The 21,097-nt window shown below is 70.5% G+C and carries 12 protein-coding genes; 5 read left to right on the top strand and 7 right to left on the bottom strand.

The window, feature by feature from the left end:
* Positions 1 to 9: 9 nt before the first annotated feature.
* Positions 10 to 2,832: an aminotransferase class I/II-fold pyridoxal phosphate-dependent enzyme gene (locus LZ199_RS02590; RefSeq protein ID WP_253992024.1), complete on the bottom strand. Its 2,823-nt coding sequence runs from the start codon at positions 2,830 to 2,832 to the stop codon at positions 10 to 12.
* A gap of 261 nt (positions 2,833 to 3,093) precedes the next feature.
* On the opposite strand from LZ199_RS02590, the gene glsA reads away from it, so the two are divergent.
* The 3 genes from glsA (at position 3,094) to LZ199_RS02575 (ending at position 6,894) form a co-directional block, all read left to right on the top strand.
* Positions 3,094 to 4,263: a glutaminase A gene (gene glsA / locus LZ199_RS02585; protein WP_253992023.1), complete on the top strand. Its 1,170-nt coding sequence runs from the start codon at positions 3,094 to 3,096 to the stop codon at positions 4,261 to 4,263.
* Positions 4,264 to 4,537: 274 nt separating this feature from the next.
* On the top strand, positions 4,538 to 5,764 hold the full coding sequence (locus tag LZ199_RS02580) for a porin (protein WP_253992022.1): 1,227 nt from the start codon (positions 4,538 to 4,540) through the stop codon (positions 5,762 to 5,764).
* A gap of 68 nt (positions 5,765 to 5,832) precedes the next feature.
* Positions 5,833 to 6,894, top strand: coding sequence for a LysR family transcriptional regulator (locus LZ199_RS02575; protein ID WP_253992021.1), 1,062 nt, complete (start codon positions 5,833 to 5,835; stop codon positions 6,892 to 6,894).
* Here LZ199_RS02575 and LZ199_RS02570 read toward each other — a convergent pair.
* Positions 6,813 to 7,817, bottom strand: coding sequence for a cyclase family protein (locus LZ199_RS02570; RefSeq protein WP_253992020.1), 1,005 nt, complete (start codon positions 7,815 to 7,817; stop codon positions 6,813 to 6,815). The two genes, LZ199_RS02575 and LZ199_RS02570, sit on opposite strands and share 82 nt — an antisense overlap.
* Before the next feature lie 478 nt (positions 7,818 to 8,295).
* Here LZ199_RS02570 and LZ199_RS02565 point away from each other — a divergent pair, with 478 nt between their 5' ends.
* Complete coding sequence (locus tag LZ199_RS02565) at positions 8,296 to 9,717, top strand: sigma 54-interacting transcriptional regulator (protein WP_253992019.1); 1,422 nt, start codon at positions 8,296 to 8,298, stop codon at positions 9,715 to 9,717.
* 3 nt (positions 9,718 to 9,720) lie between these two features.
* Here the strand turns inward: LZ199_RS02565 and LZ199_RS02560 are convergent, their stop codons facing one another.
* The 4 genes from LZ199_RS02560 to LZ199_RS02545 form a co-directional block, all read right to left on the bottom strand.
* Positions 9,721 to 11,109: a serine/threonine-protein kinase gene (locus tag LZ199_RS02560; RefSeq protein ID WP_253992018.1), complete on the bottom strand. Its 1,389-nt coding sequence runs from the start codon at positions 11,107 to 11,109 to the stop codon at positions 9,721 to 9,723.
* Positions 11,106 to 12,632, bottom strand: a complete 1,527-nt coding sequence (locus LZ199_RS02555; protein ID WP_253992017.1) for a hypothetical protein — start codon at positions 12,630 to 12,632, stop codon at positions 11,106 to 11,108. Before LZ199_RS02555 ends, LZ199_RS02560 begins: the two co-directional genes overlap by 4 nt.
* 168 nt (positions 12,633 to 12,800) lie before the next feature.
* On the bottom strand, positions 12,801 to 16,679 hold the full coding sequence (locus LZ199_RS02550; RefSeq protein WP_253992016.1) for a serine/threonine-protein kinase: 3,879 nt from the start codon (positions 16,677 to 16,679) through the stop codon (positions 12,801 to 12,803).
* 15 nt (positions 16,680 to 16,694) lie between these two features.
* Complete coding sequence (locus tag LZ199_RS02545; RefSeq protein WP_253992015.1) at positions 16,695 to 18,566, bottom strand: OPT family oligopeptide transporter; 1,872 nt, start codon at positions 18,564 to 18,566, stop codon at positions 16,695 to 16,697.
* A gap of 140 nt (positions 18,567 to 18,706) precedes the next feature.
* Between LZ199_RS02545 and LZ199_RS02540 the strand changes: the two genes are divergently transcribed.
* Positions 18,707 to 20,044 carry a hypothetical protein gene (locus LZ199_RS02540; protein ID WP_253992014.1) on the top strand — a complete coding sequence of 446 codons (1,338 nt, stop codon included), beginning with the start codon at positions 18,707 to 18,709 and terminating at the stop codon, positions 20,042 to 20,044.
* Between the two features lie 25 nt (positions 20,045 to 20,069).
* Here the strand turns inward: LZ199_RS02540 and LZ199_RS02535 are convergent, their stop codons facing one another.
* Complete coding sequence (locus LZ199_RS02535; RefSeq protein ID WP_253992013.1) at positions 20,070 to 21,074, bottom strand: carbohydrate kinase family protein; 1,005 nt, start codon at positions 21,072 to 21,074, stop codon at positions 20,070 to 20,072.
* Positions 21,075 to 21,097 lie beyond the last annotated feature (23 nt).

The following is a 21,097-nucleotide window of genomic DNA, read 5'->3' as shown; positions in this document are numbered from 1 at the left end:
GCCAGCGGCTCAGTGAGGCGCGGGCACGGGCCCGTTCCCAGCAGGCGCCGGCCGAGGTCCACGTGTCCTCGGCTCCGGCACTTCACGCCCGCCCTGGCTTGCCGCGCGCTCCAGCGTCGACTCCGTGAAGATGCTCAAGCCCAGCTCCGGCCTGTAGCCGTGCACCTCCTTCACGTCGAGCTTCCGCATGAACTCCACGATGCCGGGACTCACCTCCTGCCCCGGCACCAGGATGGGGAACCCCGGCGGATACGGCACCACGAAGCGCGTGGACACCAGCGGACGCCCTGACTCCAGCGCCTTGCTTGCTTCCGCCAACGTCACGTACTCGCAGTTCTCCTCGCGGTAGGCCATGAAGAACGCGCTCCGGAGATCGCCCTCCCCCACTCCGCCCGACGGCTGGAACGCCGGATGGAAACCACTGAAGTCCGGCAGCGGCGGCAGCTCCTCGGTGATGGCTCGCACCTTCCCATCGAACAGCCGACGCTCCGCCTCCGTCGCCTGGAACAGCATCGACTCCAGCCGCTCCACCTCGTGCCGCAGCCCATCCAACAGGAAGGACAGCGAGCCCCACGTGACGCCAATCGTCGCGTTCATCAACACCGTGTTGATGGACGTGTGGTTCACCTGGATGCCCAGCCGGTCCATCAGCACCTTGCTGCGGAACTCGAAGCCGTTGCGCCCCGTCAGCGCCGTGAAGAGCGTCAGTCGCGTCGGGTCCAGCACGAACTCGTCCTGGCTCCACGCCCGCGTCATGTCGTCCACCCCCGCCGAGTCCGGACCCACATACCGATTCAGCCCCGACTTGCGGAAGACCTCCGGCACCACCTGCTCCGCGTCCAATATCCGCAGGTAGCGGTGCAGCAGCGGGTCTTCCCGCACACGCTCCCGCATCCGCATCGCGAGCTGGTACGCCTCCTTCACCATCGCGAAGCCCTCCAGGTCCACCTGCCGCCGCGCCAGGTCCAACGACGCCACGATTTGATGGTTGGGCGAGGTCGTGAGGTGCGTGAAGTACGCCTCCTTGAGAGGCGCCGCCGCGCGCCGCTCGAAGTCCTCATCCCAGACATGCAGCATGGACCCCTGCCGGAACGCGGACAGTGACTTGTGCGTGGACTGCGTCGCGTACACGCGCACCCGCACCTTGTCCGGGTCCGCCATCAGCCGGTCCTCGAGCGCTCGCCCCCCCGACGCCGGGTCCACGTCCCCCCGGCGCGCTCGCCACGCGCGGTACTCCTCACGGTAGGCCTTGCTGCGCAGCCGCTCCGCCAACCGCTTCGCCGCCGTCATCGCCGTGCGCTGCCGCGCCAGTGGCATGAACGTGGCGTACGCGAACCACGCCTCATCCCAGAGGAACGACAGGTCCGGCTTGATGGCCAGCAGCTCCTCCATCACCCGCTCCGGGTGATACACGAGCCCGTCGAACGTGCAGTTGGTCAACACCACCAGCTTCACCTTGTCCAACCGCCCCGCCGACTTCAGCTCCAGCAGCTTCGCCTTCAGCGTGCTGAGCGCCACGCCGCCGTACATCGCGTACTCGCGCACCGGATACGCATCCAGGTACAACGGATGCGCCCCCGCCAGCACCAGCCCGTAGTGGTGGGACTTGTGGCAGTTGCGGTCGATGAGCACCACGTCGCCCGGCTCCAGCAACGTCTGGTGGACAATCTTGTTCGCCGTCGACGTGCCGTTGGTGACGAAGAAGGTGCGCTGCGCGCCGAACGTCTGCGCCGCCTTCTCCTGCGCTTCCTTGATGGAGCCCTTCGGCTCCAGCAGCGAGTCCAGCCCCCCCGCGGTGGACGACGACTCCGCCATGAAGAGGTTGGGGCCGTAGAACTCCCCCATGTCCCGCAGCCACCGCGAATTGAAGACGGAGTGTCCCCGGGCAATCGGCAGCGCGTGGAAGTTGCCGATGGGCCGCGAGGCGTAGTGCTTGAGCGCATCGAAGAACGGCGTCCGGTACCGCTCTCGCACGCCGTCCACCACGGTGACGTTCAGCTCGGTCGGGGACTCGTACCGGTAGAAGACGCGGTCGAAGAGGCGCTCGGTGTGCAGCTCCCGCCCCACCAGCGACTCGTCCGTGACGAGATAGAGATTGAGGTGCGGGCGCAGCCGCCGCACCCAGCGCGCCACCACGACGCCCGCCTCCTCTCCCCGCTTCTCGGCCTCCGCGAGGATGGGCTCCAGCGTGGAGCGCAGCTGCTTCACCGGCGAGCGCGAGCGCAGCGGCAGGTCCTGCCGCACCACGCAGACCTGCACGTCGTCATTGACGAGCACCGCCACCAGCGCATCCTCCACCGAGCGGACCTGGAGCATCTCGTAGAGGAACTGCTTCTCACCGCGCTGCGCCTCCACCATGCCGTGACGAACGCGCGCGAAGTCCTCCGGCGCCATGTCATCCACCACCAGCGTGGTGAAGTAATGCGAGCCCTCCGGCCCCACCTCCCCGATGGCCCCGGAGGCGCGCGGTCCATCCGCTTCCGACAGCAGACAGGCCCGGTCGCGGTGCATGCTCAAGAGCCCCACCAGGTGGCGCACCTCTTCGGCCAGCTCCTCGATGTCATGCCGGCGCGCCATCTCCGCCAGGCGCAAGAGTCGCGCCTCGCCTGGGAACACGAAGAGCCGCTCGATGGGGTGCACCTCCGCGAAGAGCGACAGCGTCTGCTCCATGTGCTCGGGCTCTACCTTCCCCGCCGCGTGACGCGCCTCCAGTCGGCTCATCTCCTCTCGAAGCCGGTTCCACACGTCCAGACGGACCTGCTCCGGATTCAAGACCGCGGACAGCAGATGTGCTTGGACACCAGACTCCAGCGAGGTCATGGGCTCCGCCATGGCTCTCCATCCTTTCGTCGACGAGCACTGGCGGTGCGCCGTGCGACACGACGTCGGACAAGGTAGCCGTCACACGCCCAGGGCCAACCCCGGACGGCGGGGAGGGGCCAGGGCCTCACGCGAGGCCTCATGGGCGCGGGGGCTCTCCTGCTCGGGCGCTCTCGTCATTGCCTCGGGACCTCCGAGTCCTCACTCCTCAACCACCGAAGCCGGGCGCCTTGTGTCCGCTCGTGAGCGCCCTCGTCCTTGGGAGGAGATGACATGAAGCTCGCACACCATGTTCGTAGAAGCTGGTTGCTCCCCACGTGCCTCCTGGCACTCGCCGCTCCCGGCCTCGCGCTCGGCGACGACCCCAAGCCGGCCACGAAGCCGTCGAGCGCCGCGACTTCGGCCGCCCGCCCCTCCCCGGGAGACGAGGCCATGCCGACGGAGGCGGAGATTCAGCAGGCACTCCAAAAGGCCCACCAGCAGTTCCGAGGCACCAAGGAAGGCAAGAACGCGGACTACATCCCGTACCTCGCCACGGTGAATCCCAACCTCTTCGGGCTCGCGCTCGTCACCGTGGAAGGGAAGGTCTACACGGTGGGCGATGCCTCCTCCGCCTTCCCCATCGAATCTCTCTCCAAGCCCTTCACCCTGGCTCGGCTGATGGAAGAGGTGGGCGCCAGGAAGGTCGAGGACAAGATTGGCGTGGATGCCACCGGGCAGCCCTTCAACTCCATCGTCGCGATTGAGATGAACGAGGACCACCGCGCCGGCAATCCGCTGGTCAACGCGGGCGCCATCACCACCGTGAGCATGATTCCGGCGGCGACGGCCGAGGCTCGCTGGAAGAAGATCAGCGACAACTTCAACGACTTCGCGGGCGCGGACCTCCCGGTGAATGACGAGGTCTACAAGTCGGAGACGGCGACCAACACGCGCAACCAGTCCATCTCCGCGCTGCTGGACTCGTACAAGGTGCTGGGCTCCCCTCGGGAGCAGGCGCTCGACCTCTACACGCGCCAGTGTTCGGTCAACGTCACGGCCCTGCAGCTCGCCACCATGGGCGCCACGCTGGCCAACGGCGGCATCAACCCCATCACCGGCAAGAAGGTCATCAGCCCGGACACGGCGCGCCGCACGCTCGCGCTGATGGCCACCAACGGCCTCTACGAGAACACGGGTGAGTGGCTCTATCAGGCGGGCGTCCCCGCCAAGAGCGGCGTGGGCGGAGGCATCGTCGCCGTCGTGCCCGGCCGCTACGCCATCGCCGCCTTCTCGCCGCCGCTCGACAAGGCGGGCAACAGCGTGCGCTCACAGCGGGCCATCAGCCAGGTCGTCAACTCGCTGGGGGACAATCTCTACGCCGCCACACCCGGTACGGGCAGCCAGCAGGGCACCGGGGGCGCGGGGCGCGACCTGAAGCAGAAGAATCCCCCCTCGCCATAGCCGGGCACCGCGTCCACACCAAGGGCCCCTCCCCACGACGCGGAGGGGCCCGCGGCCAGGCTCAAGGCAAGGCTTCATCCCCCCGCGTGTTCACGGCCGCCCTCCCGCGAGAACGAGGCCGCTGTCCGTCAATCATCGCCGACGTGTCCCGCGCGTTCGCTCCGAGATAGCTCGCGAGCCGTGAGGCTGGCGCCGCTCCTCCTCATGCCCAGAGTGCCGCACGGGTCCGCATGCGAGCACAGATGCGGGCAGCGCTCATTCCGGGGAGCAGGGTATGCGTTGGATGCGAGTGGCGATGTTCATCGCCGCGATGGGCAGCGGGCTTCTCATGCCGGCCGTGGGCTACGCGCAGGACGACGACGACAAGGGCGAGAAGGGCGAGAAGGACGACGACAAGAAGCCCGCGCTCACCGGCGGCTTCGACGAGGAGAACGGCTTCCATCTCCAGTCGGAGGATGGGAACTACCTGCTCGGCATCGGACTGCAGGCCGGCTACAAGTTCGAGCCCGTCTTCCTGGATGGCGATGCGGAGTCGCGCACGGCCTTCTCGTTCCTCCGGCCCATCCTCCGCGGCAACATCTTCCGGCCGTGGATCCGCTTCTGGACATCGCTGGAGCTGGCGGACCCGCCGCTGTACCTGCTCGACTCGCTGGTGGAGATCCAACCCATCGACGCGGTGGGCATCCGCGCGGGTCAGCAGTACACGCCCTTGAGCCGGCACGAGTCCTGGGGACCGCAGCAGATCCTCTTCCCCGAGTTCGCCACCATCGCCAACTACTACTGGACCGGTCGCGACAAGGGCGCGACGATTTTCGGGACGATGGAGCACCTGGAGTACTACGTGGGCCTCTACGGCGGCTCGCCGCTGCGCTCCATCCGCTCCGAGCCCGGCAAGTACCAGTTCAACGCGCGGGCGACGTTCTCCCCCATGGGCAAGCCCGGCTACGGCGAGCTGCCCTACATCATGTCGGGGGACAAGGAGCCGCCTCCGCTCAACGTCTCGTTCACCTTGCAGGGCGCGGGTGGCGACGTGATGCAGGTGAAGGAGAACTTCAACCCGGAGGCCGGCGTCTTCCAAATCCTGAGGACCGGCGAACGGCGCTTCATCACCGGCGGCGTGGACCTCTTCATCCAGGCGCGCAGGTTCAGCTTCTTCGGCGAGGCGTATCTCAGCCGGATGGACCCGAAGGACTCCCCCGCGCGCAACTTCTCCAGCTTCGGCGCGTGGGTTCAGGCCGACTATGTCTTCTACAAGAAGGTTCTCGATGCGGGCGTGCGTCTGAGCTACCTCAACCCGAGCTTCGACCTGGATGATGACCTGCTGTACATCGCGGAGGCGCAGCTCGCCTGGTTCGTCAACGCGCCGCACCTGGCCTTCAAGCTGCGCTACCAGATTGCCCACCAGCAGGCCGCCGCCGGCGCGGAGGCCGCCGCCGTCGTCATCGCCAAGGACCCGGGCACCTCCCAGCTCATCACCCTGCAGCTCAACCTGGCGTTCTAGCGCCTCCTCCGCTGGGCACGGACACCGGCTTTGCGTTATCCCTGCGACTGGCAAGGAGACGCGAAGCCATGCAGCCCATCGACCACGCGCAGCTCTCGCGGCTGGACCTGAATCTACTGGTGGCGTTCGACGCCCTCATGCGCGAGCGCCATGTCACCCGGGCCGCCCACCGCATCGGCCTGGGCCAGCCCGCGATGAGCCACCACCTGGCCCGGCTGCGCGAGCTGCTCGGAGACGAGCTCTTCACGCGCGCCCCCACGGGCATCATTCCCACGCCTCACGCCCAGGCGCTCGCGGAGCCCGTGCGCACCGCGCTCGCGTGCCTCCAAGGCATCCTCACCCAGCGCCCCTTCGACCCCGCCACGCAGGAGCGCCACTTCCGCGTGAGCCTGTCGGATGGGCTGGAGTCCGCGCTGATGCCGCCGCTGCTCGCGCTCGTCGCCGAAGAGGCGCCCGGCGTCACCCTCTCCCTCTCGCCGCTCCAGGAGGCCCAGGGCCTGGCGATGCTGGATGACGGCACGTTGGACCTGCTGGTGGGCCCGCCCCTGGAGCAGGCCCCGCATCACAAGCTGCGGCTGTTCTGCGCCGGGGGCTACCTGGTGGTGTTCGACCCGGGCACCGTACGGGTGGACACGCCGCTGTCCCTGGAGGACTTCCTCTCCATTCCGCATGTCCGCGTGTCACGGCGGGCGGACTCCAGCGACGCGGTGGATGACGCGCTCGCCCGGCTCCGACTGCGCCGCCGCGTGGCCGTGCAGACGACCCATGCGCTCAGCGTGCCGCATCTGCTGCGTGGCGCGCGGCTGCTCGGCCTGCTGCCCCGCCGCTCGGCCCTGGCGAGCGCGAAGGCCTTTGGCTTGAGCGTGAGTCCTCCGCCCCTGGCCTTGAGCGCGGAGAGCATCGCGATGCGCTGGCATGCCTCGCGAGACTCCGACCCGGGCCACATCTGGCTGCGCGAGGCGATGTTCCAGGCCGCGACGTCGAGCGGCGAGGACGGCGCCTTCACCCGGGTGGCGGCGAGGACGCCCTCGCCGCCCAAGCGCTCCCGTCAGAAGGTGGCGATGGGATTGACGGGTGAGCCCGTGCCGCCCTCGATGGCCAGGGGCGCGATGCTCAGGAGGAAGTCGTAGCGTCCACGGGCCGTGGCCGCCTTCGCCAGGGCCTCCAGGTCCGCGTTGTCGATGACGTGGACGCCCAGCGTGTTGATGAGCAGCAGGTGCACCGGCATCACGAGCCCCTCCACGCCCGAGGGCAGCACGTCCAGCCCGACATCCGTTGCGACGACGGCGACACCGCGCGCGGCGAACCACTCCACGCTGGACAGATGCAGCCCCGGTGAGTGCGAGGACACGTCCCACGCTCCCACCGCCGCGCGGCGGGCCCAACGCCCCGTGCGGACGATGACGGCGTCTCCGCTCGTCACCTTCACCTTCGTCTTGCGCTCCCATGCCTCCAGGTCCGCCGCGTGGATGGGCGTCCCCGGCTCCAGGTAGGGCACGCCCTTGAACGCCGCCATGTCGATGAGCACCCCGCGCGTGGTGAGCCCGTCACGCACCGAGTTCACCGAGAGCACCGAGCAGCCCTTCGCGTCGACCTTCGACTGCGCGTAGCCGTTGTACGTCCGGCCCCCGTCGAAGACGTGGCAGAGCGCGTCCAGGTGCGTGTGGGACCAGCCGTGGAAGCCGACAGCCAGCCGGTCCGCGCTGTACGTGGACTCGGGGGCCTCTCCGTGGACGAGCATCTGATGCTCCAGCGGTGACGGGACGTCCGCGGCCTGTCGCGTCTCCAGCGTATGCGCCAGTGAGACGGACACGCCCTCGCGCACCAGCTTCGCGGCCTCCTTGCGCCTGGCGGGAGTGATGAGGTTCGCGGTGCCGAGCTGGTCCTCGGGGCCCCAGCGCCCCCAGTTGCCGTGTCGCTTCTTCCACGCCTGGATGGACTCGGGGCTCGACAGTCCCCGCGCGACAGGCGTGCTCGGCGGCGTGGCGACCGCGGCACCGGTCCACCCCACGCTCGCGAGGAGGACAAGGACCTGGATGGATTTCTGGAACATGGCGCTCTCCGTTGCGGGCCTCCCCGAGGGCGGGAAGGCGACCTCGCCCTCCTCGCGGTGCGGGGAGCGGCGGCGCCACGTACGTAGCGACAGGGGGCGCGACGGCCCAATCGAGCCCGTCGATGACGGTCATCGACGAACGCCCCGGGCGGGCTGTAACCCTCCGCGCTACAAGTCGACGGGATTTGTAGCCTGAAAGGCCACGCCCCGCCTCCATGGGCGGTGATGACCCTGGGGACCGGGTGTGGCGGCACACCCACTGCATTGTGAGAAATCGCCACACGGCCGGGAGCAACCCACCACGACCGTGCGCTCCGTTTCGCAGGGGGGCCCGGGGGGACGGAGTGGGGGGACGCGGGGCCCGGCCGGTGAAGCTCCCAGGCCGGGCCTCCGCGGCGGCTTTTCCCGCATGCCTGGCGGGCAGGCGGAGATGGATGAGCGGGACGTCGTGTCGCGCGGCCATGGTATCTTGAGACTCATGTCTGCTTCCGACCGGGCCCGCAGCACCACCCCCTTGCCTCCAGACGTGCAGACCGACTCGCTCTGGAAGGTCGACGCCCGGGACTCAGGAGACGAAGCGCTGCACGTGACGCTGCCCTATGAGCAGGGCCGCCGCGCGTACGACGCCTCCACCGTGCGCCGCTTCCGCCTGACGGTGGTGGAGGGCACCAACTCCGGCAGCACGTGGGAGTCCACGGCGGACACCTGCTCGGTGGGCTCGCATCCGCTCAACGACTTCGCGGTGGATGACTCCACCGTGTCCCGCTTCCACTGCGAGATTCGAATCGGCGCCAAGGGACCTCAGGTGAGGGACCTGGACAGCCTCAACGGCGTCATCCTGGATGGCGTCCAGGTGATGGAGGGCGTGCTGCGCAGCGGCTCGCTCTTGCGGCTGGGCCGCGTGGTGCTGCGCTTCGACTTCAGCGCGGAGAACAACCGGCTGCCCGTGTCGGAGAGCACGCGCTTCGGCACCCTGGTGGGCGCGTCGGTGGCCATGCGCGTGTGCTTCGCGATGATGGAGCGCGCGGCCTCTCGCGACGTCACCGTGCTGCTGGAGGGCGAGACGGGCACGGGCAAGAGCCAGGCGGCGCAGGCCATCCACGACGCGGGCCGCCGCAAGGACGGGCCCTTCCTCGTCGTGGACTGCGGCGCCATCCCCGCGCACCTCCTGGAGAGCGAGCTGTTCGGCCACGAGAAGGGCGCCTTCACCGGCGCAGTGCAGCGTCGCGCCGGCGTCTTCGAAGAGGCCATTGGCGGCACCGTCTTCCTCGACGAGATTGGCGAGCTGCCCGCGGAGCTGCAACCCAAGCTCTTGCGCGTGCTGGAGAACCGGGAGATTCGCCGCGTCGGCAGCAACACGTACCAGCCGGTGGACGTGCGGCTGATGGCGGCCACGCACCGCGACTTGCGCGCGGAGGTCAACGCGGGGCGCTTCCGCTCGGACCTCTTCTTCCGGCTCGCGGTGCTGCGCATTCCCCTGCCCCCGCTGCGTCAGCGTCCGGAGGACCTGCCCCTGCTGGTGGAGGGCATCCTCGGCTCGCTGGGCGCGGAGCGGGAGCGCACCGCGTCCTTGCGCACGCCGGACTTCCTGGCGCGCCTGCGCTACGCCGCGTGGCCGGGCAACGTGCGCGAGCTGCGCAACTACCTGGAGCGGTGCCTCGTCTTCGAGGAGGCCGTGGAGCTGACCGAGGACGAGTCGCGCTCGGGCAACCCCATGGAGGTGGACCCCAGCCTCCCCTACGCGGACCAGCGCCGCCGCGCGGTGGACGACTTCGAGCGGCGCTACCTGCGCGCGCTGCTGGAGAAGCACCAGGGCAAGGTGGCCCAGGCCGCCGTCACCGCGGGCATGGACCGCGTCCACCTCTACCGACTGCTACGCCGCCACGGAATCAAGCCGTGAAGGTCAGCGTCGGCCGGTGACGCGAGACCAGATGGCTCCGCCGCCCGGCAACGGCGCGGCGTGAAAGCCCGTCTCCAAATCCCTCAGCGCCGCCGCGGTGGCCACCAGCCCCGTGTCCGGGGAGTCCGCCACCCAGCCGGGAAGGTGCAGCAGGCTGCCCCCGGCGCTCGTCCGTCCCTCGGAGGTGGGCAGCCGGTCCACGTGCACGGTGATGGCCAGCTCCACCGGCGCGCCCTCCGCGCCATGAGGGCCCTCCAGCAGTGACAGCGCGGCGGCCAGCACCCGCTCACGCACCGCGCGTTCGGAGACGGCGTCGTCGGGCAGGAGCGCCAGCGCCATGAGGCAGCCGCTCCCCTCCAGCCTCACCTCCAGCCCCGCCTCCCGAGCCACCGCGCCGGTCCGCTCCAGCAGACCATCCATCCGCTCCAGGTGCGACGCATCGACGGCACCCGACAGCCGCGCCTCCGCGTACAGCGCCACCGCGTGGCCCTGGGCCTCTCGCGGCTTCACGCCCCCCACCGCGCGCCGCAGGTCCTCCAGCAGCACGACGACGTCCGGGTAGCGGTCCTCGCGATTCTTGGCGAGGCAGCGCAGCACCACGTCATCCAGCGCCGCGGGCACGGGGGCGCGCTCACCGGGCCGGGGCGGCGGCGCGTGCAGGTGCTGCTCTTCTACTTCATGCCGCGTGGCGCCCTGGAAGGGAGGCTGTCCGGTGACGAGTTGGAACAGCAACACGCCCAGCGCGTACAAGTCAGTGCGGGCATCGGGCGCCTCGCCGCGAATCTGCTCCGGCGCCATGGACAGCGGCGTGCCCAGCGCCACGCCGGTGTGGGTGAGGGACGAAGCGCCCGGCGAGTCCGGCGTCAGTCCCTTCGCCACGCCGAAGTCCACCAGCTTCACCAGGAGGGCCTCGCCGCTCCCGGACAGCTTCATCACGTTCTGCGCCTTCAAGTCCCGGTGCACCACGCCCGCGGCATGGGCCACGCGAAGAGCGGCGCCCACCTGCTCCAGGACTTCCAGCGCCTCGCGTGAGGACAGCGGGCCCCGCGCCGCCAGCTCCGCGGCCAGGTCCCTGCCCTCCAGCCACTCCATGGCGATGAAGGGCCTGCCATCCGGAAGCTCGCCGTAGTCATGCACGCCGACGATGTGCGGATGACTCAGTCGCTGGAGCGTGGCCGCTTCACGTCGGAAGCGGCGCAGCGCGGTGTCCGTCGACAACGCCGACGACTGGAGGACCTTCAGCGCGCAGGCGCCCGCGCCTCCCACGTCCCGAGCACGGTAGAGGGTGGAGACAGGGCCGCGGTAGTGGACACGCTCCACCACCCAACGGCCCACCAAGGCTCCTGGCCGAAGCTCCTCGCCATAGAGCGACTCCACGCCTCCCGTCGTCATGGACTGACGTCCTTGCGCGGACGAATCGTGCGTTCGCACAGCCCATCCGGACTCTGCGCGGTCATCGCGTCCTTCTTGGCCCGGGTCCGCGCGGTCACCGGACCGCAGGGGTCATGCAGGAACGTCGTCACCGGCTCCGTCCAGAGCAGGCCATGGATGTCCTCGCACTCCTCGTAGTCACCATCGCCGCGCACCATGGGGCCGTCGTCCACGGCGCACTTGCCCGCCTCGTTCGCCGTGTCCCAGCACGGCCCCGCCACGGTGGCCGCGCAGTTGGCGCCGGAGCCAGGCAGCGCGCAGACGCGGTACGTGGAGTAGGCCGAGCCGCTGCCCCAGGACGGGTCGTAACAGGAGTACATCTTCCGGTAGATGGCGCCCTTGATGACGGCATCATCGCCCCTCACGACGAAGCGAGAGGGCTCGCCACCCCCGCGGATCTCCTCCACGTACACCTTGGTGGCCAGCGCATCCGGTTCGAAGATGTTGCCGTAGAAGGCGCCCTCGCGAACCGCGAAGACCTGCTTCTCCGACAGCGCGTACCGCGACCTCGAGTTCTCCGACACCGCCACGTTCGCCACGCCGACCTCGTCGGAGTCCCACGCCGCGGTCATCACGCTGTAGTAGCCCTCCGCCGGGCAGGTGAAGGAGACGATGGGGTCCGCGCCGGAGCAGCTTCCTTCACCCTCGCCCAGGTTGGTGGAACCGCTCGAATCGCAGCCGACGACGCCCGAGCAGACGCGCAGCACCATCTGCGCCCCCGAGCTGGAGCCCACCGAGGGGCCGGGGCACGAGGCGGCGCCGCCCGCTCCCACCGACACGGGAGTGCCGGGAACGCAGGCGCCGATTCCGTCGGCGGACCAGCCACAGTCGCGCTGCGCGCCGGTGGTCTGCTCGGTACAGGGACCGAAGCTGACGAGCTTGCTGGCCGTGGTCGGCTCGTACTCGGCGGGCTTCGTCACGGGCTCCAGGTAGAAGATGCTCGGGTCGCCCGGCACCTCACCGCGGATGGACAGCTCCACGCGACGGCCCAGCGCGTTGTTGCGCGACAGGAGGCACCCCGAGACGCGGTTGAGGCACGCCTGCGAGGGCGCCGAGTTGAGCCAGCTCGTGCACAGCCCCGCCTTGCCACCCCAGACGCGGGGGCCGGGAGTAGGACCTCGCGGGTTGTAGTACCAGAGCACCTGGTTGGGCCCCAGCGCACAGCTCACCAGGTACTCCATGAACTTCTGCGCGTCGGGGTCATGCAACTGCTTGAGGATGCGCGGGTCTCCCCCCCCCACGCTGAAGAGGGCCGTCAGCCTCGACGACGCCAGCAGCCCGTTCGCCACGGGGTTGGTGCCAATGGCGTTGAGGACGAGCGCGTCCGTGGACAGGGAGTTGGCGATGCGGATCTCCGCCTGGCTCTCCCCCAGCTCGACCTCCGGAGGACTGGAGAGCACACCTGTCCCCCCATCACAGCCAGCCAGGACCACGAACAGCACGGACACGATTCCCGACGGGGGGCGACGGACAGTGACACCCATGGACGCTCCTCCAGTGAAAAACAAGCAATCAGCGAAATACCCCCTCACAGAAGCACGCCTCAGGCCAGCCCGCCGCCGGTCACCTTACCGCCTCTGAAGCCCACCCTGGCGGGTCGTCTGCTGTGGCGAGGAGAGTCACACACGGCGGAGGTTTTGTAGCGTCACGCGCTACACCCGCCGCGCCACGTCCTGGAGGACCGACAGGCGGGGGCGCCACAGGGGCGCGGCCGACACGGCGCTCTCCGCCTGGGCCAGCCAGGCGAGCCCTTCGGCCAACCTGCGGGCCTCGAAGGCCGAGTGCGCGGCCTGGAGGAGCAGCTCCGCCTTCTCGTCGGGGGAGGCCAGCTCTCGCGCCTCGGCTTCCAGGGCGTGCCAGGCCTGGGCCTCGTGCCCGCCCGCACCGGCCTTGGCCTCGCGCACCTGAAGCTCCACCAGCCTGCGCATGACGGCGGTGGGAGGCAGGGAAGCCGGGGGGCAGTGGGACTCAATCCAGCGAAGCTGCCGGGAGGCTTCGTCCAGGTCTCCCAGCGCGGCGCCGATGCGCGCGAGCAGCAGGGCATCCAGGGGCACCGGATGCTCCTGGAAGAAGCGCACCCCCAGCTCGTGCGCGCGACGCGCCAGGGGCAGCGCCTCTTCCAGCCGCCCCTGCATGTAGAGCACCTCCGCGAGGTTGAAGGTGGACCAGCGCTCCACCTGGGCGTGACCCAGCTCGCGCCCCAGTCCCATGGCGCGACGCAGGTCCTCCTCCATCCGCGCCACGTCCCCCTGCCCCAGCCACAGCAGCACGCGGTTGATGAAGGTGGCGGCCAGGTGCAGGGAGTCACCCGCGGCCTCGCAGCGACTCACGGCCTCCTCGAAGCGCGCGGAGGCTTCCTCCGTGCGCTGAAGGAAGGTCAACGCGGAGCCCAGCATCGCCAGGGCCACCACCAGCGTCTCGTGCTCGCGAGCCCCTTCAGCGCCCTCGACGACGGAGGCGAGGATGCGCGCCGCCGGGGCCCACTCGCCCTGGCGCACGTGCAGCCGTCCCCGGGCAAGAGAGCAGCGCAGCGACAGGCGCGGATCATCGAGCTGCTCGATTCGCTCCAGCGCCTGGCGCGCGCACACCGTCGAGCCGTCCACGTCCTCCATCCAATCGCGCGCGGTGGCCTCCTCCAGCAGCAGGTCCACGGGCAGGGACTTGTCGCCACGGCCTTCGGCCAGGGCGCGCGCGGCGGTCAGGTCTCCAATGCCCTCATGGAAGCGCTGGAGCCGGTGACGCACGCGTCCGCGGCCCGCCAGCGCGAGCGCCCGTCGCGCGCTGTCCTCCTCGGGGAGCAGCGAGAGCGCGCGGGTGTAGTGCTGCTCCGCCTCCACGGATTGATGGGCGCGGCGTGCCTCCTCGGCCAGCGCGAGGAAGGCGATGGCGGCCTCCTCGTGCGCGCCACAAGCGGCGGCATGGTGGGCGCGACGGCGGCGCTCGGCGATGGACGTGCCCGGAGTGGCCAGGCGCGCGGCGGCATGCAGCGTGCGGCGCGTCGCGGGAGGCAGGAGCGCCTCGAGCGCCTCGCGCAGCAGCGGATGGCGGAAGGCGAAGCGGCCCAGGCCCATGGGGCGCAGCAGGCCCGCGCGCACCAGTCGCTGCAGTCCGGCGCCCGCGTCCAGCGCGGTGGCCACGCCAACCAGCTCCTCGCGAGGCTCCAGGTGCCGCAGGGCCGCGTCCACGCGAGCGACATCCAGCTCGGAGCCCAGCACCGCGCACAGGCGCGCCAGCATGCCGTGGGCATCCGGCAGTCCCGCGAGCACGCGCGTGGCGAGCCGCTGGAAGAGGGGCGTCACCGAGACGTCCAGCAGCGCGTCCGGGGCGATGTACCAACCTCCGCCGGGCGAGGCGCGCAGCGCGCCAGCGGTCCGCAGCGCCACGGCCAGCTCCACCAGCGACAGGGGCACGCCCTGGGCCAGTTGTTCCAGCCGCGCCAGCACGGGCTCGGGGATGTGCTCGGCGGGACGAAGCAGGTGCTGCAGCAGCGCGCGGCTCGCGTCGGGAGGCAGCGGAGGCAGGACGTGTCGCGACGCATGGCCGCTGCGCTCGCCCAGGTGGGGACGCAGGCCCAGCAGCGCGGGACGCGCCACCACGCAGACCCACAGCGGAGCGGACGCGCCCGCCAGCGTGGCCACCTCCAGCGCGTCCAGGCTGGTGGGGTCGGCCAGGTGGGCGTCATCCAGCAACAGCACGCGAGGCGTCTCCCGCGCGCGATGACGGAGCGCCTCGGCGAGCCACCGCGCGGCGGCGTGGCGTGCGTCGGCAAGTGGAATGGGCCCGGGGCGCGGAGTCTCGGGCAGCGGCGATGCGCCCTCACCGACGGAGGCTCGCAGCGCGTCCAGCAGGGCCTCCGGCGCGGAGACATCCGGAGCCGCCGCGCGCAGGCGGAAGACCTGGGCACGCCCCGCGGCCTCCAGTCGCATCGCGAGCGCCTCGATGACGCGCGACTTGCCCTGGCCCACGTCACCGGTGAGGACCGAGAAGCCAGGCACGCCCTGCGCGAGACAGCGCGTGGCCTCCCGCTCCAGCAGGTCGACCAGCGACTCTCGCCCCACCAACGGAGGCGGCTCCGACACGGAGCTGGACATGCCCCGGTCCAAAAGCCGCAGCCGTCCACCCGAGGGCACTGAAGCGACGGGCGGCGCGGGGGCACTCACGGCCTCGGTGGCACCAGGCTCCAGTCGCGCCGCCGCCGGGGCGGTGACCCGCGTCTCGCCTGGCACCCACTCCACGGGCCACCAGTCGCCCGGCGCATCGAGCGCGGGGCCCGCCAGGCGCAGCGTGGACGTCCCCGCGAAGACATGCAGCTCCGCGAGGTGGAGGATGGCCGAGGCCTCCCCTGCCTCCACCAGTCGTCGCGCGGCGAGCGCGCCCGCGCGGACGTTCGCCTCGGCGGTGAGCGACTCGGCGAAGGCGAGGACATAGCCGCCGCGCCTCACACGCGCGACGGCGCCGCCTTGTGGCTCGATGGCGGCCAGCACCGCGTCCACGGACAGCGAGGACTGGAGTCCCAGCAGCGCCACGTGTCGCGGCCCCGAGCTCGTGAGTGGAGTCGCCGCGACGCTGGGGACGTCGACAGGCGGGACGATGCTCGTGGAGACGGCGACGTGGCACGCGGCATCGAAGGCGGCGAGCACGTCGGGTGCGCGGGCGAAGCGCTCCGTGGGGACCTTGGCCAGACAGGTGCGGAGCACCTCATCGAGCGCGGGCGGCACCGCGAAGCGCTCGGAGACCCGGGGCGGCCGCAGGCTGACGTGGCCGTGGCGGATCTGCTCGGGGCTTCCGATGAAGGGGGGCGCGCCGGTGAGCAACTCGAAGAGGAGGACGCCGAGCGAGTAGATGTCCGCCGACGTGCTGGCGAGCCGAGCATCGAGACACTGCTCGGGAGACATGTACAACGGCGTGCCCAGCCGCTGTCCCGCGGGCGTCACGCCTGGGGGCAGGTCGTCCTCGGCGTCATCGCCTTCGACGTCATAGAAACGCGCGAGGCCCAGGTCGAGGAGGCTGAGCGTTCCACCCTCGCGCAGGAAGACGTTCTCCGGCTTGAGGTCGCGATGCGCGACGCCCACGGCATGCGTCCGCTCCAGCGCCGCGCACAGGCCTCGGAGCATCTCCCGGACATGGGGCAGTGACGCCGCGCCCGCGCCGGGCAGCGCGGCCATCCACGCCGCGAGCGTCTGCCCGTGCAGGTGCTCCATCACCAGGAAGGGGCGTCCGCGCACCACGCCGTGCTCGAGCAGCTCCGGCACGGTGGGTGGCCCCACACGGCGCAGCGCGGTGGCCTCGCGCGCGAAGCGCTCTTGATGCGGCCCATGCCCCAGCTTCAGGGCCACCTCGCGTCCATCCGAGTCCCGATACGCGGTGTAGACCTGCGAGAAGCCCCCGCTGCCCAGCGGCGCGGCGACGCGCACGCCAGGAACGTCCGCGAGTGACAGGCCTTCGCTGGAAGGACCGCCAGGGGCTCGCGAGCCGTGCACGGGACAGGCCGCGCCCGGCGAAAGGCGGCGGTGGCAGTTCGGGCAGCGCATCGGTGGGACGTGACGCTACCAGAGCGCTTGAACCAGGACGATGCCGACGCCCACCAGTCCTTCGCCCGCGATGACTCCCGCGGCCAACGTCACCATGCGGCCCTCCGCCGTCGTGGATTTCACGTATCCCACCAGCGTGGCCACGAGCCCGCCGAGAAACAGACTCAGCGAGGTGGAGGGTGCAAGCAGGCACGCCAGCCCCATGCCCAGCGGCGAGGGCACCCACCGCCGCGCGCGAGGAGGGAGCAGCCGCTCCGCGAGGACCAGGACGACGGCGGCGAGCGCGGCCCAACCCACGGCGGCGCGAGTCGCGGGTGCCAGCGTGCCCAGCCCCGACGACAAGACGCGCGCGACGCTCGCGGTGACGAAGGCCGCGGGTGCGGGGAGGCGCTCGCCGCCCAGGGCCTCGCGGTCCGGCACGAGCAGGAAGAACAGCGGCACCACCGCGAGCGCCCCCACACCCGAGCCAATCAACTGCGCGAGGAAGAGGCGGCGGGGATTCGCACCCAGCAGGTGACCCGTCTTCAAGTCCGTGAGGAGGTCCGCGGACGACGAGGCCGAGTTGACGGTGATGCCCGCGGTGGCGAGGTTGGCATTCACCTGGTGCGGCAGCAGGACGCCATAGGTGATTTGCGTCACCTGGCTGAGGGCGCCCACGGGAGTTGCGTCCGTCTCACCCGTGACACGACACGAGATGAGACACAGGACGAAGGACATCGCGATGGCGAGCGCCGCGTGCGCGAGAGGAACGCCGAAGCCGCGATTCGCGACGGCCAGGGTCGCCGGCACCACCACGACGAGGCCCGCGAGGAGCCAGGCGCGCGGCACCTGCACGGCGTCCACGGGATGCGGCGGCGAGTCCTGACGGGAGAATATCCCCTGCCAGGCGCGCCGCAGGATGCGAGCCTCGAGCAGGAACTGGAGCAACGATGCGGTGACGAGCATGGCCGCGCCGGGCCACAGACTCCACTCGAAGAAGTTGCCCTTCTCCACGGCGACGAGCCCGGAGCTGAACACGCGAGGAGCCACGAGCCCGTGGATGATGAGCGCGCCCAGCATCAGCGACGTCGTGATGCGCGGCCCGAGCAGCGCCCCCGCGCCCACGGACAACAGGCTCATGTCCAGGCCGAAGCCCAGCCGCTCCAGGGGCAAGCCCCCCCACGAGCCCGGGAAGGAAATCGAAGGGGGAAGCCGCCCCCACCCCTCACGCGCGGCGGTAATGAGCCCCGACACCAGACTGCCCAATCCCAGCAGCCGAACCCGAGGCGCGGCTTCAGCCCCTTTCGAGTGCAGCGTGCGAATGGTGGTGGCGGCGGCGGTGCCGGAGGCGAAGGGAAGTTGCTCGTGGTCCACGAGCTGTCGCTTGAAGGGAACCGCGAAGAGGACCCCGAGCGCGGAGAGGAAGAACGTCCACGCGAGGAGCGTCGGTCCGGAGGGATGCTGGCCGGTGACAATCAGCCAGGCCCCTTGCACGGAGACGAGCGCGCCGCCCGTGGCATAACCCGCCGCCGAGGCGACTGTCTGTGCATTGCAGGTCTCCAGCGGAGACAGGGGCGCGCCGGCGAGTCCCGGCGTGAGCCGACGCAGGAGTCCATGCGAGGTATGGGCGAGCAACGCCGCGGTGACGGCGACCCCGAAGGCGATCCCCGTCTTGAGGCCCATGTAGAGATTGGTGGCGCAGGTGATGATGCCGATGCCCGCGCCCAGCAGCACGGAGCGGAGCGTGAGCTGCGGCAGCCGGTCCCCCTGGTAGACGTGGGTCCACCAGTAGGTGTCCGTGGCCTCGGGGGTGTCTCCCGGGATGCTCAACAGCGACAGGGACGCCGCGGACGGCGCCAGCGGCGACACCTCCTCGTCGGGCAGGTCATGCGGTGAGGGCAAGGCCATGGGCGACTCATCTTTTCATCCCGGCCCCCTCCAGCACGAGCCCCTCACCCCGCCTCACGAGGGGCGGGTACGCCTTGCATCGAGCGGATCAGCCTTCCTAGCCTGTCTGCATGAACTCGAATTTCAGGCTTTCATCCTCCATGTGGTTATCGGTCCTGGTGGCGGCCTGCGGCGTCAGCACCGAGGCGGAGGTGGCGACGGCGGAGTCGCGCGAGCAACCTCGGGCGCTGGAGACCCCGCGTCGCGACTGGACCGCCACGTACGGCGGGGTCGACGGGTTTGGAGACCTGGCGGTTCAACCGGACGGACAGGCCGCGATTGTCGGCACCTCGCGCTCGGACATCGTCGTGGCGAGGTTCGACCCACGAGGGCAGCTGCTCTGGAGCCAGCGCTTCGGAGACGAGAACTACCAACAGGCCACGGGCATCGCCGTCGACAACGTGGGCAACGTGGTCATCACCGGTGACTATTGGGGCCTGCTCGACTTTGGCGGAGGTCCCCTGCCCTGCCGTGGCGAGCCCGGCTTTCCGCGCGCCTTCGTGGCGAAGCTGGACGCCTCCGGTGGGCATGTCTGGAGCCGCTGCTTCGGCGATGGAGGACAGCAGCAGACGGGCACGCTCGCCGTCGCGTCGGATGGAGACGTGCTCGTGAGCGGCTACTTCGACGGCGCCATCGACTACGGCGACGGGCCGATTCCAACGAAGGGCCCGTTGAATCAGTTCGTCGTGCGGCTCGCGGGACGTACGGGTGCGCTGGTGTGGAACACCCACTACGAAGCCGGCCCCGAGAGCACCCTTGCCTCGCTGGCGGTGGACGCTGAAGACAACCTGTTCATCAGCAGCGGCTACCTGAACACGCTGTCATTCGACGGCGTGCCCTGGCTCTCCGAGCCTGGCTTCAACGTGTACGTGCTGAAGCTGGACGCCCACGGCGCGCCCCTCTGGGCGAAGGGCTTCGGCGCGCTGCGGACGCAGACGTTCTGGAGGCTGGCCGCGGACCCGACTGGCAACGTCGTGGGGACAGGCGCGTTCATCGGCACGGTGGACCATGGCGGCGGTCCCCTCTCCAGCGGTGATGGCGACGTGTTCGTCACCTCGCTGGATGGCGCGGGCCAGCACCGCTGGAGCCGGAGCTTCGGGGGCCCGGGCTTCGACTGGGGCTATGACGTGGACGTCGACTTCGAGGGGAACCCGGTGGTGACGGGCGCGTTCAGTGCGTCCATCGACTTCGGCGAAGGCCGACTGACGAGTGCGGGCGGTGATGACATCTTCGTGGCGAAGCTGGACCGCGACGGCGTGACGCGCTGGGGACGTGCCTTCGGTGACGTGCGAAGCCAGTCCGCGCTGCGCGTCGCGAGCGCCGGCCTGCGCGATGTCGTCCTGTGGGGACGGCTCGTGGGCACCCTCGACTTCGGCTCGGGTCCGGTGAAGGGGACGTCCTCGACGGACAGCTTCGTGACGCGAATCACGCCCCAGTAGGCCGCGGCTCCTCCCCGGCGACGCCTCAACGCGCGGCGGGGCGCGTGGGCCACACCGCGGAGAGTTCTTCAGCGCGAGGCAGCCCCTCCACCGCGCCTGACTTCTCGACGACGCGGGCAGCGACAGCGCAAGCGAAGGTCGTCAGCGCCACCAGCTCCTCGCGCGTGGCGGACTCCAGGGCGCGGGCGCCGCCGTACCACCGCACGAGGCCGTGGAGCAGCGCCGCGACGAAGCCATCCCCCGCCCCCGTGGTGTCCACGACGTGAGCCTGTGGCGCGGGGACGTGAACCCGCTCTCCTCGCCACAGGAACAGCGCGCCCCGCTCGCCCAGCGTCACCACGGGCAGCCGCACGCCGAGCGCCGACAGCCGCATCAGGGCCTCCTCGGCAGACTCCGTGCCGGTGACGAAGCCAATCTCTTCCTCGGACAGCTTCACCACGGTGCACAGGGGCAGCATCCGCGCGAGCAGTCCCTTGAGCTGCTCCGGGTCCTCCCACGCGTGCAGGCGCAAGTTGGGGTCACAGCTCACGATGCGGTCCGCGTCGCGCGCCAGCCCGAGCATCCGCACCGTGGCCGCGCGGGCCTCGTCGCGCTGCAGGGAGTTGGAGCCGCAGTGCACGGCCTTGGCCTGGAGCAGGAAGTCCGCGTCCACGTCGGCCTCGCCCAGGAGGAACTCCGCGGAGCGCGTGCGGAAGAAGGTGAAGCTGCGCTCCCCCTTCGCATCCAGGGAGATGAACACCAGCCCGGTGCGAGCCTCCGGCGTCTGGCGCAGGTGGCTGACATTCACGCCCTCCTGGGCGAGTCGCTCGCGCAGGAAGTGGCCGAACTCGTCCGAGCCCACGACACCGAGCATGGCGGGCCGCAGTCCCAGCCGGGCCACGCCCACGGCGACGTTGGCCGGCGAGCCTCCGGGACAGGGATGCCACGCGGCGACCTCACGCACGCGCTTGCCCTGTTCGGAGGGAAGGAAGTCCACCAGCGTCTCACCGAAGCACACCACGTCCAGCGGCGACTCCTGTCCCTCGCTCATGGTTCCTCCCCCGTGTGGCGCCA

This window comes from Myxococcus qinghaiensis (genome assembly GCF_024198215.1).
In the GTDB taxonomy this organism is placed as follows: Bacteria; Myxococcota; Myxococcia; order Myxococcales; family Myxococcaceae; genus Myxococcus; species Myxococcus qinghaiensis.
The sequence above is the reverse complement of the archived record's forward strand: the minus strand, read 5'-3'. Positions and strand labels throughout refer to the sequence as shown.

Coding starts and splice junctions, on each gene's coding strand:
- LZ199_RS02590 (WP_253992024.1), bottom strand. CDS start 2,832: ATGGCGGAGCCCATGACCTCGCTGGAGTCTGGTGTCCAAGCACATCTG.
- glsA (WP_253992023.1), top strand. CDS start 3,094: ATGAAGCTCGCACACCATGTTCGTAGAAGCTGGTTGCTCCCCACGTGC.
- LZ199_RS02580 (WP_253992022.1), top strand. CDS start 4,538: ATGCGTTGGATGCGAGTGGCGATGTTCATCGCCGCGATGGGCAGCGGG.
- LZ199_RS02575 (WP_253992021.1), top strand. CDS start 5,833: ATGCAGCCCATCGACCACGCGCAGCTCTCGCGGCTGGACCTGAATCTA.
- LZ199_RS02570 (WP_253992020.1), bottom strand. CDS start 7,817: ATGTTCCAGAAATCCATCCAGGTCCTTGTCCTCCTCGCGAGCGTGGGG.
- LZ199_RS02565 (WP_253992019.1), top strand. CDS start 8,296: ATGTCTGCTTCCGACCGGGCCCGCAGCACCACCCCCTTGCCTCCAGAC.
- LZ199_RS02560 (WP_253992018.1), bottom strand. CDS start 11,109: ATGACGACGGGAGGCGTGGAGTCGCTCTATGGCGAGGAGCTTCGGCCA.
- LZ199_RS02555 (WP_253992017.1), bottom strand. CDS start 12,632: ATGGGTGTCACTGTCCGTCGCCCCCCGTCGGGAATCGTGTCCGTGCTG.
- LZ199_RS02550 (WP_253992016.1), bottom strand. CDS start 16,679: ATGCGCTGCCCGAACTGCCACCGCCGCCTTTCGCCGGGCGCGGCCTGT.
- LZ199_RS02545 (WP_253992015.1), bottom strand. CDS start 18,566: ATGGCCTTGCCCTCACCGCATGACCTGCCCGACGAGGAGGTGTCGCCG.
- LZ199_RS02540 (WP_253992014.1), top strand. CDS start 18,707: ATGTGGTTATCGGTCCTGGTGGCGGCCTGCGGCGTCAGCACCGAGGCG.
- LZ199_RS02535 (WP_253992013.1), bottom strand. CDS start 21,074: ATGAGCGAGGGACAGGAGTCGCCGCTGGACGTGGTGTGCTTCGGTGAG.